At 58.0% G+C, this 16,103-nt stretch carries 14 protein-coding genes; 9 read left to right on the top strand and 5 right to left on the bottom strand.

Annotation, left to right across the window (positions count from 1 at the left end; all coding sequences use genetic code 11):
* Positions 1-13: 13 nt before the first annotated feature.
* Positions 14-1,231 carry an HDOD domain-containing protein gene (locus ACTZWX_RS05705; protein ID WP_444713110.1) on the bottom strand — a complete coding sequence of 406 codons (1,218 nt, stop codon included), beginning with the start codon at positions 1,229-1,231 and terminating at the stop codon, positions 14-16.
* 243 nt (positions 1,232-1,474) lie between these two features.
* Between ACTZWX_RS05705 and ACTZWX_RS05700 the strand changes: the two genes are divergently transcribed.
* From ACTZWX_RS05700 to ACTZWX_RS05690, 3 genes are all read left to right on the top strand, one after another.
* Complete coding sequence (locus tag ACTZWX_RS05700; RefSeq protein WP_444713109.1) at positions 1,475-2,482, top strand: methionine ABC transporter ATP-binding protein; 1,008 nt, start codon at positions 1,475-1,477, stop codon at positions 2,480-2,482.
* Positions 2,482-3,159: a methionine ABC transporter permease gene (locus tag ACTZWX_RS05695; protein ID WP_058092815.1), complete on the top strand. Its 678-nt coding sequence runs from the start codon at positions 2,482-2,484 to the stop codon at positions 3,157-3,159. Before ACTZWX_RS05700 ends, ACTZWX_RS05695 begins: the two co-directional genes overlap by 1 nt.
* Positions 3,160-3,346: 187 nt before the next feature.
* On the top strand, positions 3,347-4,129 hold the full coding sequence (locus tag ACTZWX_RS05690) for a MetQ/NlpA family ABC transporter substrate-binding protein (protein ID WP_444713108.1): 783 nt from the start codon (positions 3,347-3,349) through the stop codon (positions 4,127-4,129).
* 86 nt (positions 4,130-4,215) lie between these two features.
* On the opposite strand, the gene ACTZWX_RS05685 is transcribed toward ACTZWX_RS05690, so the two are convergent.
* Positions 4,216-4,869 carry a peroxiredoxin gene (locus ACTZWX_RS05685; RefSeq protein ID WP_152437056.1) on the bottom strand — a complete coding sequence of 218 codons (654 nt, stop codon included), beginning with the start codon at positions 4,867-4,869 and terminating at the stop codon, positions 4,216-4,218.
* Between the two features lie 155 nt (positions 4,870-5,024).
* Positions 5,025-6,386 (bottom strand): alanine/glycine:cation symporter family protein, encoded by a 1,362-nt coding sequence (locus ACTZWX_RS05680; RefSeq protein ID WP_444713107.1) that lies wholly within the window; start codon positions 6,384-6,386, stop codon positions 5,025-5,027.
* A gap of 198 nt (positions 6,387-6,584) precedes the next feature.
* Between ACTZWX_RS05680 and ACTZWX_RS05675 the strand changes: the two genes are divergently transcribed.
* The gene (locus tag ACTZWX_RS05675; RefSeq protein ID WP_061331240.1) at positions 6,585-7,016 is read left to right on the top strand and encodes a CBS domain-containing protein; all 432 of its coding nucleotides are present in this window, start codon (positions 6,585-6,587) and stop codon (positions 7,014-7,016) included.
* Between the two features lie 29 nt (positions 7,017-7,045).
* Complete coding sequence (gene fghA, locus ACTZWX_RS05670; protein WP_342631625.1) at positions 7,046-7,891, top strand: S-formylglutathione hydrolase; 846 nt, start codon at positions 7,046-7,048, stop codon at positions 7,889-7,891.
* A gap of 21 nt (positions 7,892-7,912) precedes the next feature.
* Here fghA and ACTZWX_RS05665 read toward each other — a convergent pair whose 3' ends face one another.
* The gene (locus ACTZWX_RS05665) at positions 7,913-9,037 is read right to left on the bottom strand and encodes an HD-GYP domain-containing protein (protein WP_444713106.1); all 1,125 of its coding nucleotides are present in this window, start codon (positions 9,035-9,037) and stop codon (positions 7,913-7,915) included.
* A gap of 244 nt (positions 9,038-9,281) precedes the next feature.
* Between ACTZWX_RS05665 and ACTZWX_RS05660 the strand changes: the two genes are divergently transcribed.
* The gene (locus ACTZWX_RS05660) at positions 9,282-10,286 is read left to right on the top strand and encodes a GGDEF domain-containing protein (protein WP_444713105.1); all 1,005 of its coding nucleotides are present in this window, start codon (positions 9,282-9,284) and stop codon (positions 10,284-10,286) included.
* Here the strand turns inward: ACTZWX_RS05660 and ACTZWX_RS05655 are convergent.
* The gene (locus ACTZWX_RS05655; RefSeq protein ID WP_444713104.1) at positions 10,262-11,704 is read right to left on the bottom strand and encodes an MATE family efflux transporter; all 1,443 of its coding nucleotides are present in this window, start codon (positions 11,702-11,704) and stop codon (positions 10,262-10,264) included. The genes ACTZWX_RS05660 and ACTZWX_RS05655 overlap by 25 nt on opposite strands.
* A 164-nt stretch (positions 11,705-11,868) precedes the next feature.
* On the opposite strand from ACTZWX_RS05655, the gene ACTZWX_RS05650 reads away from it, so the two are divergent.
* The 3 genes from ACTZWX_RS05650 (at position 11,869) to ACTZWX_RS05640 (ending at position 16,026) form a co-directional block, all read left to right on the top strand.
* On the top strand, positions 11,869-12,741 hold the full coding sequence (locus tag ACTZWX_RS05650; RefSeq protein WP_444713103.1) for a carboxylate/amino acid/amine transporter: 873 nt from the start codon (positions 11,869-11,871) through the stop codon (positions 12,739-12,741).
* A 144-nt stretch (positions 12,742-12,885) separates the two neighbouring features.
* A complete protein-coding gene (locus ACTZWX_RS05645; RefSeq protein WP_444713102.1) occupies positions 12,886-14,460 on the top strand; it encodes a methyl-accepting chemotaxis protein in 1,575 nt (524 codons plus the stop codon).
* A gap of 171 nt (positions 14,461-14,631) precedes the next feature.
* Entirely contained in the window at positions 14,632-16,026 is a 1,395-nt protein-coding gene (locus tag ACTZWX_RS05640; RefSeq protein ID WP_444713101.1) for a sodium-dependent transporter, read from the top strand.
* Positions 16,027-16,103: the final 77 nt, after the last annotated feature.

The following is a 16,103-nucleotide window of genomic DNA, read 5'->3' as shown; positions in this document are numbered from 1 at the left end:
GCCCAGCCAGCGGTCATAGGGAACACCGCCCGCCTGTTTGCCGGGTTTGTGAATGGCACAAGTCCCGTGGGGTAAAAGCTCCCCAAGTGGCCCGGTGCCATCCTTGTGGATAATCAAGTGTTCTCGCCACTCCTCGCCACTCCTCGGTACCCCGGCCGCCCACCTTGCGGGGAATCAGGTCTTGTCCGGTAAGGTCGCTCATCAGCAGGGCTACCCGTTGCATTCCGATGGCCCGGTGAATGCCTTCGATCACCAGCTGACACACTTCGTTGATATCGGGTTTTTCTGCCAGTGTCTGGGTCAGATCCCGAAGGATCTGCAATTGCAGGGCGGGGTCCATGACCGGGGCTTCGGCACCGTGTCCGGCGGCGCTACCCTGGTTGCCGGGCAGCAACGCGGTTACCTGTGGAATGCCCAGAGACACCGCCACCTTGGTGGCTTCCTGAGCGTTGACCTTCAGTTGGTCCCGGATGGCGGCGGGGCTTTCTCCGACATCTGCTGACAACCTTTCCAGCACCTTGTCCATCTCCGGCCCGCTCCAGCCATGCTCGGACACCGTGGCCATTTCCACGGTATTGCGCACCAGGCTGCTGGCCATGGAATTGGCCTTGCCGGGCGCCACCACTTCTCGGATAAACGGCCCTAAAGACCAGGCTTCCACCAGGCCCCGGGTGATCTCGGTAAAGGTGGTGTGCAGCACGGCTTTCTGGGCCTCCACGGCCGGTTCGTCAAGCCGCAGGCGCTCTTCCAGCTCGGTCGCCTGATCGGTTTCGCATGACCAGAAGGCCAGCTCACCGATATTCATCAGCAAGGCTCCGATGAACACCTCTTCAAGAGCATATTCGGTACGTTTTGGCATCAGGCACCGGGCCTGAACGGCTGCGTGAATAGCGCGAGCAAGGCAACGCAACAGGTGTGGCCGGTCGTTGCGTTTGAGCAGAGTGTCGACAATCAGCGATGAAATCGCCATGGATTTCACCGCGTCGAAGCCGATCAGGGTGATAGCCCGGCTGACCGTGCTCACCTGGGTACGGGTCTGGTTGTAGAACACCGTGTTGGATAGCCGAAGCACCTGGGAGGTGAGCTGGGCGTCATTCAAAATGACATTGGCCAGCTCGTTCACTGTGCTGTTGCGGCTGTCGGTCAGTTCGTTGATCTGCCGGAGGGTGTTGGCCAATACCGGCAGCTCTACCTTGCTGAGGTAGGAAACCCATGCCTGGGTGGAATTCATCCTTGAGCGCGTATTCTCGGACGCTGTAGTCACAGGTACGGCGCGCCTCGGACGGGTGGACGTTTATTAATGTTCTTTTCAAATAGCAGTTTAGCTGAGGGCAGGCTGGTGTGTCAGATAGCTTTTTGTGTAAGGGCAACTACACACCGCCCGGATTCGGGTTTGGTCATCGAATAGGCTATAATCGCCGGTTTTCGGCTGCGCGCCCTATGCACTCCAAAGGCAAAGACCAAGGCACTGATCGTGATTGTATTTGACCAGGTACAGAAGTCATACCAAGTGGCCGGCCGGGCGATCCCCGCGCTGCATCCCACCAGTATGACCATTGAAACCGGCGAGGTATTCGGCATCGTCGGCCATTCCGGCGCGGGCAAATCCACCCTCGTCCGTTTGATTAACTTGCTGGAGCCTGCCACCGGCGGTCGCATTCTGATTGATGACGAAGACATCACCCGTTACAGCGCCGCCGAGCTGCGCGCCTTTCGCCGCAAAGTGGGCATGATCTTTCAGCACTTCAATCTGCTGTCCTCGAAAACCGTGGCCGACAATGTCGCGTTTCCGATGAAGCTGGCCGGCATCTATTCGAAAGCAGAAATCCGCAGCCGGGTTGAAGAGTTGCTGGCCCGGGTCAGCCTGAGCGAGCACGCCAACAAGTACCCGTCGCAGTTGTCCGGTGGCCAGAAACAACGGGTCGGCATCGCCCGTGCCCTCGCCTGCCGGCCGACCATTCTGCTGTGCGACGAGGCCACCAGCGCCCTGGACCCGCAAACCACCCAGTCGGTCCTGAAACTGCTGGGCGACATCAACAAGGAGCTGGGCCTGACCATCGTGTTGATCACCCATGAAATGGACGTGGTGCGCCGGGTGTGCGACCGGGTAGCCGTAATGGACGCCGGTCGCGTAGTGGAAATGGGCCCGGTGAGCGAAGTGTTCCTGCACCCCCAGCACCCCACCACCCGGGATTTTGTGTTCGAAAGCGAAAACATCGACCGCAATGAACTCCAGGAAGACCTGCAAAAAGCCGACGGCCGCATCCTGCGCCTGACCTTCAAGGGCGAATCCACCTACAAGCCCCTGCTGGGGAGCGTAGCGAGGGAATCCGGCGTAGACTTCAGCATCCTCTCCGGCCGGATCGATCACATCAAAGACACCCCCTACGGCCAGCTAACCCTGTCACTGGTGGGCGGTGATCTCGACGTCGCCATGCAGGCACTGGAAGCCGCCGATGTTCACGTGGAGGTAGTGCGCTGATGGAAGCTTTAATGGAAACCCTCATGGGCAACGTCGACTGGCTGGAAATCGGCTGGGCCAGCTGGGACACCCTGGTGATGGTGGGCATGTCTCTGCTGTTCAGCGTACTGATCGGCCTGCCCATTGGCGTATTACTGTTCCTGTTCGGCAAACGCCAGCTACTGGAACAACCAGTGGCCTATGCGGTGTTGTCGTTCGTGGTCAACGTACTACGCTCCGTGCCCTTTATCATCCTGTTGATCGTGATGATCCCGTTCACCGTATTGCTCATTGGCACCTCCCTGGGCGTGGCCGGCGCCATTCCGCCACTGGTGGCTGGCGGTGCCCCCTTCTTCGCCCGCCTGGTGGAAACCTCCCTGCGGGAAGTCGACCGCGGCATCATCGAAGCCACCCAGGCCATGGGCGCCAACGTGCGCCAGATCATCTTCGGCGCCTTGCTGCCGGAAGCGCTTCCGGGCATCATCGCCGGTATTACCGTGACCGCCATCACCCTGGTCTCCTACGCGGCCATGTCTGGCGTCATCGGTGGCGGCGGCCTGGGCGACCTGGCCATCCGCTTCGGTTACCAGCGTTTCCAGACCGACGTGATGGTGATTACTGTCGCGTTGCTGGTGATTTTCGTACAGGTACTCCAGATGGTCGGTGACCGTCTGGTGCTTTATTTCAGCAGAAAGTAACCGGACTCACCTGCGGAGTCTGATATAGGCCGGGGGCCGGATGGTCCTGACGAAAACCTGGAGCGCCATGGACGGCGCGACGGAGCCCTACAGGGATGTATTCACGGGCGTTTTTCGGCAGGACCATCCGGCCACCGGCCGTATTTCCGAACATGATGTACGCATTAATGCTTTAAGGAGAGATTAGATGAACTTGAAGAAAACTCTGGTAGCCATCGCTGCCGTGGCAACTTTCTCCTCTGCTGCTGTTGCAGAGAAACTGTCCGTAGCCGCCACTCCGGTCCCGCATGCTGAGCTGCTGGAATTTGTGAAGCCGGCACTGGCCGAGCAAGGTGTCGAGCTGGATGTGAAAGTCTTCACCGACTACGTGCAGCCCAACATCCAGGTTGATCAGAAGCGCATGGACGCCAACTTCTTCCAGCACCAGCCGTACCTCGACGAATTCAACAGCGGCCGTGGCACCAATCTGGTCACCGTTGCCGGTATCCACGTTGAACCCTTCGGCGCCTACTCCAGCAAAATCAGCTCCCTCGACGAACTGAAAGACCGCGCCGTAGTGGCCATCCCCAACGACCCCACCAACGGCGGCCGCGCCCTGTTGCTGCTTCAGGAAGCTGGCCTGATTGCCCTGAAAGACGAAAGCAAGATCACCGCCACACCTCGTGACATTGCCGACAACCCCAAGCGCCTTAACTTCCGCGAACTGGAAGCCGCTACCCTGCCGCGTATCCTGAACCAGGTCGATATGGCCCTGATCAACACCAACTACGCGCTGGAAGCTGGCCTGAACCCGTCTGAAGATGCCATGGTCATTGAAGGTGCTGAGTCCCCTTACGTGAACATCCTGGTTGCCCGCCCGGACAACAAGGACAGCGACGCCATGCAGAAACTGGCCAACGCGCTGAAATCAGACGCGGTTCGCGAGTTCATCAAAGAAAAATACGAAGGTGCCGTGGTTCCCGCATTCTGACATCGGGGTACCCAGGAATGAAAAAGCCGGGCAGTGTGAGCTGCCCGGCTTTTTATTGAGTGCAATATTCTACGGCAAGGCTCTAATCAATCACCGCTCCAGTTGGACGACGGGTCCGGGGTCATCCGCAGATAGGATTTCACCGCCTTGTAGCCCTTCGGGAAGCGCTGTTTGATCTCATCTTCGTCTTGCAGCGACGGCACAATCACCACATCGCCGCCTTTCTCCCAGTTGCCGGGCGTGGCCACCTTGTGGTCATCGGTAAGTTGCAGGGAATCGATAACTCGCAACACTTCGTTGAAGTTACGACCGGTGGATGCCGGGTAGGTAATGATCAGGCGCACCTTCTTGTTCGGATCAATGATAAACAGTGAACGCACGGTCAGGGTGCTGTCGGCGTTCGGGTGGATCATGTCGTACAGCTTGGCGACCTTGCTGTCGTGGTCGGCAATGATCGGGAAGTTGACGGTGCAGCCCTGGGTTTCGTTGATATCCTTGATCCATTCCTCGTGGGAATCGACTGGATCGACACTCAGGGCAATGGCCTTGACACCACGTTTGGCGAATTCGTCTTTCAGTTTGGCGGTCAGGCCCAGTTCCGTGGTGCATACCGGTGTGAAGTCGGCCGGGTGCGAGAACAGAACCCCCCAGCTGTCGCCAAGCCAGTCATAGAATCGAATGGTGCCTTCGCTGGAATCCTGTTCAAAATCCGGTGCAGTGTCTCCAAGACGCAAACTCATAGTCGTTCTCCTCAGACAGGTTGTTGGCAAACATGGTGTTATTTTTTGTGTACGTTAACCACTGTGGCGATGGATGTGCCGAATGCAAGGGGGGCTTGATCCGGAACAATCAACGGTGTGCTCACATCCTTATGAGCACCAGACATACCGACTGTTTATTTCACCCCCAGGGCCTTCTGCTTCTCAAAGTGTTCCCGGGTGAGCTTGAACACCACCGGGCTGAGTAACAGCAGGGCAATCAGGTTGGGCAGCGCCATCATGGCGTTGAGGGTGTCGGCCACCAGCCAGATAAAGCCCAGGTTGATAGTGGCACCCACGGGGATGGCGACAATCCACAACACCCGATACGGCACGATGGCCTTCACACCGAACAGGAACTCGATGCAGCGTTCACCATAGAATGACCAGCCAATGATCGTGGTGAAGGCGAAAATCGCCAGGGCAATCGCTACCACGTAGTTGCCGAAGCCGGGCAGACCGGTCTCGAAGGCCAGGGAGGTGAGGGCCGCACCGGTTTCACCCGAAGTCCAGGCGCCGGAGGTGATAATCACCAGGCCGGTGATGCTGCACACGATGATGGTATCGATGAAGGTGCCGAGCATCGCCACCATGCCCTGTTTGACCGGGTTCTTGGTCTGGGCGGCAGCGTGGGCGATGGGTGCGGAACCCAGGCCCGCTTCGTTGGAGAAGATGCCCCGGGCGACACCAAAGCGAATAGCCGCCCAGACAGCGGCACCGGCAAAACCACCCTCGGCTGCGGCCGGGCTGAAGGCGTAGCTGAACACCATGCTCACGGCTGCTGGAATCTCATTGGCATTGATGGCCAGAACCAGCAGGCCAACCAGCACATAGGACACCGCCATAAACGGTACCAGCGCGCTGGCTACCTGGCCAATACGCTTGATACCGCCAATCAGCACCAGTCCCACCATAATCATCAGCAGCACACCGGTGATCCAGTGGGGCAGGCCGAAGTTGGCAGACAACACATCTGCCACCGAGTTGGCCTGCACCGTGTTGCCGATGCCAAAGGCCGCGATGGACGCAAACACCGCGAACAACACGCCAAGCCAGGCCCATTTCTTACCCAGGCCATTGCGGATGTAATACATGGGGCCACCGACATGGGCGCCACGCTCATCCACTTCCCGATAGCGCACCGCCAGTACCGCCTCGCCGTACTTGGTGGCCATGCCCACCAGGGCGGTCAGCCACATCCAGAACAGGGCGCCCGGGCCGCCCAGGAACACGGCGGTGGCAACCCCTGCGATGTTACCGGTGCCTACGGTGGCCGACAGGGCGGTCATCAGGGCCTGGAATGGCGGAATATCACCGTCGTCCTCGTCACCGCGGGCACGGCCGCTCCACATCAGCCGGAACCCGGCGCCCAGTTTGAGGATCGGCATCAGCTTCAGGCCAATACTGAGAAACAGCCCGACCCCGAGGATCATTACCAGCATGGGTGGTCCCCAGACCAGGCTGTTGATTTGACTCACAAAATCAGAAATGGCTTCCATGGGTTCTCCCACTGTTTACCACGGATGGGTCATATGATTAGAGCCCCAGAGGGCATAACTTGTTGAGTTTAGTCGACTATTTTGTGGTGTAAACCGTTTTGCTCCTGAGAGTTGTCCATTTTGCCCAGCATTGCCTATGTTTAGAGTAACTGCGGTGCCAGTTTCGGCGCCTTGAATAAAACCGAAAAGGGGCTGCCTATGCGCTCACTGAAAATCTCGGAAGTCATGTGGAATCACATTGAGCCTATCCGTTGCGGCACACCGCTGACCAAGGTTGTTAAAGCGTTACTGGATAACCATGTCACCGGTTTGCCAGTGGTGGATGAAAAGCGCCAGGTTCTGGGCTTTGTGTCGGAGCAGGACTGCATTCACTCGCTGCTGGTGAGCAACTATCACAGCGAGGGCGAGCCCATTGTGGACGATGTGATGTTCCATAAACCGCTGACGGTGTCGCCAGAGATGTCGGTGATCGATCTGGCGCAGAATCTGGGGGCCGGCAAGCCGAAAGTGTACCCGGTGGTTGATCATGGCAAACTGGTGGGAATTGTCACCCGTACAGCTATTCTGTCCCAGTTGGCGAAATCCGGTAATACCATCGAAAAACAGCGTTTTGCCAACGTTGAGGACTGACTTCTCCACCCACAATCGCCAGGAATACTATGGAACTCTTAGCCACCAACGTTTGCTTTGACGGCGAGCACCGCCGCTATCGCCATTTTTCCGCCACGCTCCAGTGCGACATGGAGTTTGCGGTGTTTCTGCCGCCGTCGGCTCTGGGCGAGAAAGGCAAACCAGCGCCAGTGCTGTACTGGTTGTCCGGGCTGACCTGCACCGACCAGAATTTCATGCAGAAAGCCGGTGCGCAGAAACTGGCCGCCAGGCTGGGCCTGGCGATTGTGTGCCCGGATACAAGCCCCCGGGGCCTGGACCTGCCTGGTGAGCACGACAGTTATGATTTTGGCAGTGGCGCGGGCTTTTATGTGAATGCCACAGAACAGCCCTGGGCACCCCACTACCGCATGCACGATTATGTGGTGAAGGAACTGCCCCAACTGGTCGAGAATGAGTTGCCGCTCAGCAGTGAACGGTCAGTCAGCGGCCATTCCATGGGCGGCCACGGAGCCTTGATTTGTGCCCTGAAGAATCCGGGGTATTACAAATCGGTATCGGCGTTCGCGCCCATTGCCAACCCGATGGCATGCCCCTGGGGGCAGAAAGCCCTGAAGGGTTATCTTGGGGAAGACCAGAGCCGCTGGGAAGAATGGGATGCTACCTGCCTGATCCCGACCGCAAAAGAGCGGCTGCCGCTACTGGTGGACCAGGGTACGGCCGATGAGTTTCTGGAAACCCAGCTGAACCCGGAAACGTTGGCGGATGTCTGCGAGAAGTTCCATCACCACATCAACCTGCGAATGCACCGTGGGTACGACCACAGCTATTTCTTTATTGCCTCGTTCATTGACGACCACCTGAATCATCATGCCAGGGCATTGGGTTTGGCATGAGTTCGCTGTGCTCCACGGGTTTCAGTTGCGAAAGCCCCAGAGCAGGCTGAAATCCATGGAGGGCATTTCTTCCGGCTCTTCGGCGCCCTGGATGTTGTATTCGGGAACGCTGGTGTCACGCTCGAACGTGCCGCTGTAGCGGTTGCCCCGAGGCCCGAAAATAGCTTTGACAAACGGTCCCCTGGCTCTGACGGCGCGGCCGGTCACCACACCGACTTCGTTATTGTCGAGCCGCACCAGCATGCCTGGCGGGTATTCGCCGAGTACTTGCAACAGTGACCGTGGAATGGCCGGGCGGACTTTGCCGTCGCCGAGGGTGGCGATCAGTTTGCGGGCAGCGGTGATGGTCATTCGGTTGCGGTAGGCTCGTTTGGTGATCATGGCCACGTAACGTTCTGACAGAGCCAGAATTTCGGCTTCTGGCAGAATATCAGTGCCACTTAATCCTTCTGGATAGCCGGAGCCATCGGCCTGCTCGTGGTGCTGGGCGATGATTTTCAGCAACAGTTTATTGGTAATGCCGGCGGAGGTCAGTGCCTGGATGCTGCGGTGCGGGTGTTTGCGGATAACCGCCCGCTGGTCGTCGGTGAGCACGCGGGTGGAAGCATTTAGCTGATCGGCCACCGGCACCAGTGCCAGGTTGGCGGTCAGGGCCGCGGCGGTCAGCACACTGGTTCGTTTTTCATCAAGCCCAAACTCCCTGGCCGTGAAGTGGCACAGAATGCCGTAGAAAAGAATCTGTTCATGAATGGTGGGGCCGATCGAGTAAAGATGAACCAGGGCCAGGCTGGCATCGGGGGCTTCCTGACAGGTCCGCTCCAACATTCGCGCCAGCCCCAGCAAACGTTTCTGGGCAGACGGATCTTCGCTGGTGATGGCGTTGCGGGTTGCTTCCAGGGTGGCCAGCAGGTCAGCGTAGTCGGCGAAGGGGTTACGCTGCCGTTGATCCTCCTGAATCTTTTCCTTTTTCCGTTCGATTTTCCGGGGCTTGAACCGGCCCCGCTCAAACAATTGCTCCAGCTGGGTATTGGTCTGGATAACATAGCCCTGACGCAGCAAGACGTTACCATCGGCGTCGAAAACATCCCAGGGTAATGGACGGCCAATGGTCAATGCCCCAGGGGCGATGCGTATGAGTGAATCCAATTTGAATATCCCAAGGTGTCGTAGAGCGATTCTTGTTCTTCGGAATACTTCTTTCAATATTCTGACGTCAAAACCGGCATAGGCTTGTGTATTTAGAATACTAACCGACGCACTTTTGTGATGCATGTCACGTTGTGTCGTGTTCAGAGATAGAATTGTTAAGAATCGTAGCCCGGTAGCGCCCCCTTTCATAGCTTACGCTAAGCTTGTGCACAAACTAAGACCATAGTCGGACCCGTTCTGAATGTTTCATCGGCTAAAAAACGATTTCCGATTATCGATCATCACATTGCTTGGCATCAGCGCCATCATTGGTATTACGCCGTTCGCGATCCTGCGATTTGTCGAGGGTAATCCGCTCGCCGGTTTTGTTGATCTCGGGATTCTGTCTGGCATCGTTGGCAGCCTTGCTTATGCCTGGTTCACAGGCGACACATACCGCAGCGGCATGTTCCTGGCGATTGTCATCTGCGCGGGCGCGGTCACCGTGGGTGCGGTGATGGGTGAGGCGGGTCTGTTCTGGATATTCCCTTGCTTGGTAACAACCTTCTTTCTGGTATCGAGCCGACTTGCGGCCTTTTTGAACCTGCTATCCGTTCTGGCGCTGATGTCCATTGAAACGGCGTTCAGCTCAACGGTTCAGATGTGGACGTTTGCGACCACGGCGACGGTGGTCAGCGCCTGCGCTTATGTCTTTGCCTACCGTAACCAGGATCAGCGTGAGCGCTTGGAACACCTGGCCACCATTGACCCGCTGACCGGTGTCAAGAACCGCCGCTCCATGGATGAGGAGCTGGATGCGGCTGCTGCCAATGCGGAGCGATCCGGGCTACCCTATGCCCTGGTGATGCTGGATATCGACCACTTCAAGAAAATCAACGATGTGTATGGTCATGGCGTCGGTGACAATGTGCTGACGGATTTGGTGGCGCTGATTGAACACAACACACGAAAGTCTGATCAGCTGTTCCGTTATGGCGGTGAGGAGTTTGTGTTATTGCTGCCCGGTGTGGATGGTTCCAGCCTGCAGGCGGTTATGAACAACCTGCAACAGGTGTTGCGCAGGCATCTCAAGTACCCAGGTGGCCCGGTTACTTCGTCGTTTGGTGTCGCCTTGCTGGGCCACGGCGAGAGCGTGGAGAGCTGGCTGGCGAGGGCTGATGAAGCGTTGTATCAGGCCAAGGAGACCGGGCGGGATCGGATTGTATTTGCGGACAAGAACACTCAGCTGGTGGCCGAACCGGCTTGAACTGAAGTCCGGCTGTCGGGTTCGCCGTGATGGTGGTTTCCGGGCCGGTAGCGGAACAATCGCCAACCCAGCAAAACACTGGCGGAGGTCAGCCCGGCCGTCAGCCCCACCCAGAACCCCGCCGCTCCCAACGCCGGCCAAAGCAGGTCTGTAAAGGTCAGAACGTAGCCCAGCGGCAGGCCAACCCCCCAGAACGAAAACAGCATAATGAACATGGGAATGCGGGTGTCTTTATAGCCCCTGAGCGCACTGATGCAGGTTACCTGAATCACATCAGCAACCTGGAACATGGCGGCAAACGCCAGCAGGCGAATGGTGACATCTCGCACGGCCTGGTCGCCGGTGTAGAGCGCGGCAATCTGTGCGGAGAACACAAACAGCAAACTGGCAAAGATCAGGGCAACTGCCGAGGCCAGGATGAGCGAGCTACGGGAAATCAGCCGGGCGGTATCCGGCGCCCGGGCACCCACTAGAAAGCTCACCCGCAGCGTCAGTGCCATGCCTATGCTCAGCGGTAGCATGAACAACAACGACACCACGTTCAGCGCAATCTGATGTCCGGCCACAATCACCGGCCCCAGTGGTGCCAGGAACAGGGCAATGACCGAAAACATGCTGGCTTCGACAAAAATGGTGAAGCCAATCGGCACGCCGATACCCAGAATGTAGCGAATTCCCCGCCAGTTGGGCTTCACCCAGTCGGCCAGCAGGTGAAACTGGCGGAAGGTACGGCTCCGGTTCAGGTAGATCAGTAAGGCAATGGCGGCGGTCCCGTTGGACAGGGATGTCGCCCAGCCGCAGCCCACACCGCCCATGGCGGGCAGGCCGAGCTTGCCGTAAATGAAGATGTAGTTCAGCGGCAGGTTGATCAGCGTGCTGAGTACAGAGAAGGCCATGATTACCCGGGTGTGGCCGAGGCCGTCAGTGAGTCCCCGCAGAGCGTTCATAAGAAGCAGGGCTGGAATGCCCCAGGCGAAGGCGTTCAGGTATCCCTGAGTGATGCCGGCAGTCTCTGTATCCATCTTCAGCATCGCCAGTACCGGGTGTACGTTGGTCAGCAACAACGCCATGATCACCGTGCCGCCGGCTGCGATGTATATGCCCTGCCAGGTGGCCGGCATGATCTTCGAGTGCTGCCGGGCACCGTTGTAGCCGGAAATGATCGGTTGCAGAGCCCCCAGCATGCCCATGAAAAACAGGAACAGTGGCATCCACAGGCTGCTGCCAATGCCTACCGCGGCCAGATCCTGAGCACTGGCGTGGCCCGCCATAACGGTATCAATAACCCCATTGGCCATCTGTGCCACCTGGGCAATCAGGATCGGCCCGCCCAGAATGGCCAGGGTTTTCCATTCCGCCAGCGTGCGGCGAACAAGGGTCTGTCGGGCTTCGGGTAACGGTTGGTGGTTTTCGTCCATGGTGCTGGTTTCGATGTTGGTTCGTCAGGGTTATACCTGTCAGAAGCGGACATGGTACCCGATTGGCGGTCGGGCAGCTTATAGGGGTTTGCACCGCCTTCTGTACTGGATAATGCCGGCAAAAACGGTAGAGTAGCGGTCCGGTTTATCTCAGGTGTGGTGGTATGGTTCTTCTGGTTCTGGTAACGGCGCTGTGGGCGTTTTCGTTCAGCTTGATCGGCGAGTTCCTGGCTGGCCGGGTAGACAGCGATTTTGCCGTGCTTACCCGTGTGCTGCTGGCGGCCCTGGTGTTTCTGCCCTTCACCCGCTGGCGTGGTGTTCCTGGGGGCATGAAGCTTGGCATTCTGATTACGGGCATGCTGCAGTTCGGTATTACCTACCTTTGCCTGTACCGTTCGTTCAGTTACCTCACGGTGCCTGAAGTGTTGCTGTTCACCATCTTTACTCCTTTGTACGTTACGCTGATTGACGATGCCCTGTTTCGCCGGTTCTCCCCGGTGGCCTTGCTGGCGGCAGCCATCGCCACGCTGGGCGCCGGGATTATTCGCTACGATGGCCTGAGTGAAGATTTCATTACCGGCTTCTTGTTACTGCAAGTGGCTAATTTCACCTTTGCCGCCGGCCAAGTGGGCTACAAACACGTGATGCGCCACTACGCCCTGGCCTTGCCGGGCTACCGTACCTTCGGCTACTTCTTTTTCGGGGCGCTGGTGATCGCCTTGCCGTCGTTCCTGATATTCGGTGATGCTGAAAAGCTACCCACGACCAGTCTTCAGTGGGGCATTCTCGGTTGGCTGGGGCTTGCAGCCTCGGGGCTCGGGCTATACCTGTGGAATCGCGGTGCCTGTGAGGTAGATGCTGGCACCCTGGCGATTATGAACAATGCCCTGGTGCCTGCCGGGTTACTGGTGAACCTGCTGATCTGGAACCGGGATGCGGACCTCACGCGCCTTATGCTTGGCGGTGCGGTGATCGCGTTTTCACTGTGGGTGAATGCCCGTTTTCATCCCCGGGCAAGGGTCCTGGCCGGGCCCTGACAAGCCTTGTCTTCAAGATATCGGGTTGTGTGCCGTTACATTAATGTGACGTAGCGTAACTCATTAGATATTTCCTTGATATTCATCCAGACTTACGCTTGCGCCCTGAAATAATTTCCCCGGTTTAACGGACATCGACCCCCTATGCGCAAGAATCTACCTGTCACCCAGCGCGAAATTACCGTACCGGAAGGTATGCGTCTGATCAGCACCACCTCCCTCAAGGGCGTGATTACCTATTGCAACGACGATTTTGAAACCATCAGTGGTTACACCAGGGACGAACTGATTGGCCAGGCGCATAATCTGATTCGCCACCCGGACATGCCGCCGGCGGTGTTCGCCGACATGTGGGAGTATCTGAAAGCGGGCAAGGCCTGGATGGGTGTGGTCAAGAACCGGGCAAAGAACGGAGATCATTACTGGGTCAGTGCCTATGCCACTCCCATCTGGGAGAGCGGCCAGATGGCGGGCTATGAATCCGTGCGCGTGGCGGCCACTCGGGACCAGATTGCTCGGGCTGAAAAACTCTATGCCGGTATTTCCGCAGGCAAGTTGTCGTCATCGTTCAGTAACCGGGCCATGTCGATGGGCCGATCCGGCTGGCCGTTTTTGTTATCCCTGGTAATCACCTTGGGTGCCATGCAACTCGAACCGCTCTGGCTGGCAGCGCTGGTTGTGTTGGTGGGGCATGGTCTGGCCTTCAGTCTGGTGTTCGGGTCTATTTCCAATCGTTTGAAAGGTTTACTCGCTTTGCGCCCCGATGCTTTCCAGGACCCCATCGTTGCCCGCACATACAGCGGTGAGCATGGCCTGATGTCGCGGTTGGCCCTGGTGCTGGTCAGTGAGGAAGCGCGCATTCGCACAGCGCTGGCCCGAATTGACGATCAGGCTGAGCATTTGCTGCAGCAGGCCCGGGCGTCCCATGGTTTCATTACTGAGGGGGCAACGGCCATTGCACGGCAGCGGGCGGAGACAGACCAGACCGCCTCGGCGATCAATGAAATGACCGCGTCCATTCAGGAAGTGGCGGAAGCCGTTACCCACAATGCGAAAGAGGCGGAGCAGGCCAACCGGCTGGCCCATGAGGGCAGGCAGCGCAGTGGTGAGGCCACTGCCGCGATCGAGCAGCTGGTGCAGCAGGTGAATGACATTGGCGAATCTGTGGGTCGTCTGGGTGAATCCACCCGCACCATTGGAGAGGCGGCCGACCTGATCTCGGACATTGCCGAGCAGACCAATCTGCTGGCTCTCAACGCGGCCATTGAAGCGGCCCGCGCCGGCGAGCAAGGCAGAGGCTTTGCGGTGGTCGCCGACGAAGTGCGCTCCCTGGCCCAGAGAACCCGGCAGTCCACTGTCAAGATCCATGAGGTGATTGAGCAGTTTCGGGCCCAGGTGGATGAAACCATTCAGGCAGTACGTTCTGGTGAGGAAATCGCCAGCCAGGGGCTGGCCCGGGTGCAGGGCGCGGCAGAATCCCTGCAAACCATTGTGGGTTCGGTGGATTCGATTTCCGACAGTTTCATTACCATGTCGGCCGCGTTCGAGGAGCAAAGCCAGGTATCGGACGAGATCAACCGGCAAATCGTGAACATCGCCGGCCTTGCTGACCAGAGCGACGAGCAGGCAGAAGCCGCTAAAGACAGCAGCGACCGGCTCAGTGGCATGGCCCGTGGCCTGAAGGACCTGATTGCCCGGTTTGTCAGTAAATCTGGCTAGTTAGCTCTGCGCGGTTGGATCTGTGCGGTCTACAGAAACCACCGAACAACATTTCAGCACTGGCATCACCGCGCCAGTGCTGGCAGAATCCCGCACCAATGGCCTGAACCATTGGTTCGGCGCCCTCACAATTCGTAGTTTCCTATAGCCAAAAGCACAGGAAGAAAATTCATGTCACAGTCCAACTCCGCATCAGACAGCGGTATCGGGGCTCGCGGACTCTGGTCGTCCAAGTTCGCGTTTATTCTGGCAGCAACCGGTTCTGCTGTTGGTCTCGGTAACGTCTGGAAGTTCCCTTATGTCACCGGTGAGAACGGCGGCGGTGCCTTCGTTCTGGTTTACCTGCTCTGTATCTTCATCATCGGTATTCCCATCATGATGGCCGAGGTGTTTATCGGCCGGAATGGTCGTCACAACCCGATCACCAGTTTCCGCCTGGTGGCCGAGCGCAACCTGGCGTCGTCTGGCTGGCGTATCTCAGCCATCGTAGGCATGCTGGCGGCCTTTATCATTCTGTCGTTCTACTCTGTGATCGGTGGCTGGGCAGCGTCTTATGTCGGCCACGCAGCGATGGGTGACTTTACCGGCGGCACCGCTGATTCCGTGGGTGAAATGTTCGGCGGACTGCTGGCCAGCCCGGCCAAGCTGTTATTCTGGCATACGATCTTTATGGCGCTGGTCGTGCTGGTTGTGGCCCGTGGCCTGAAAGGCGGTCTTGAGCGCGCGGTCACCATCCTGATGCCGGCGTTGTTTATTCTGCTGCTGATGGTCGTTGGTTATGCCACCACCACGGGGCATTTCGGCGAAGCGGTTTCATTCCTGTTTAACCCGGATTTCAGCGCCCTGACCGTCAATGGTGTGCTGGTGGCCCTGGGCCATGCATTCTTCACCCTGAGCTTGGGTATGGCCATCATGATGGCCTACGGCTCTTACCTCAGCCGCGATGTCTCCATTGGCCGCACGGCGGTGAGCGTTGCCATTATGGATACGGTTGTAGCCCTGCTGGCGGGCCTGGCCATCTTCCCGGTGGTGTTCGCCAACGGTCTTGAAGCCGGTGCCGGCCCTGGCCTGATTTTCCAGACCCTGCCACTGGCGTTCGGTAACATGCCCATGGGTACCCTGTTCGGCACCCTGTTCTTCGTACTGTTGCTGTTCGCCGCCTGGACATCCGGCATCTCACTGCTGGAGCCGGTGGTTGAGTGGGTAGAGGAAAAAACCAGCTTTGCCCGTGTGGGTAGCGCCGTGATTGCCGGTGGTGCCTGCTGGTTGCTCGGTATTGCCTCCATCCTGTCCCTGAACGTGTGGGCCGACGTGGCGCCGCTGGGTATGTTCGCTGCATTCGAAGGCAAGACCATTTTCGATCTGCTGGACTACTTCACTGCCAACATCATGCTGCCGCTCTCCGGCCTACTGACGGCCATCTTTGTAGGTTGGTTCGTGGCCAAGGAATCCCTGAAGAGCGACCTGGCCCTGCAGGAAGGCACTTTTGGCCTGTGGTACAACCTGATCAGGTTTGTAACGCCGATTGCCGTGGCAATCGTGTTTGTCTATAACCTGCTGGCGTAATCAGCCGGTCTGATTATCAGGCAATAAAAAACCCGGCGCTGGAGACAGCTGCTGGGTTTTCTTGTTCTAGCGGTTAC

Source organism: Marinobacter sp. NSM, from assembly GCF_052380025.1.
GTDB lineage: Bacteria > Pseudomonadota > Gammaproteobacteria > Pseudomonadales > Oleiphilaceae > Marinobacter.
Note: the sequence above shows the minus strand (reverse complement) of the source record. Positions and strands in the feature narration are given on the sequence as shown.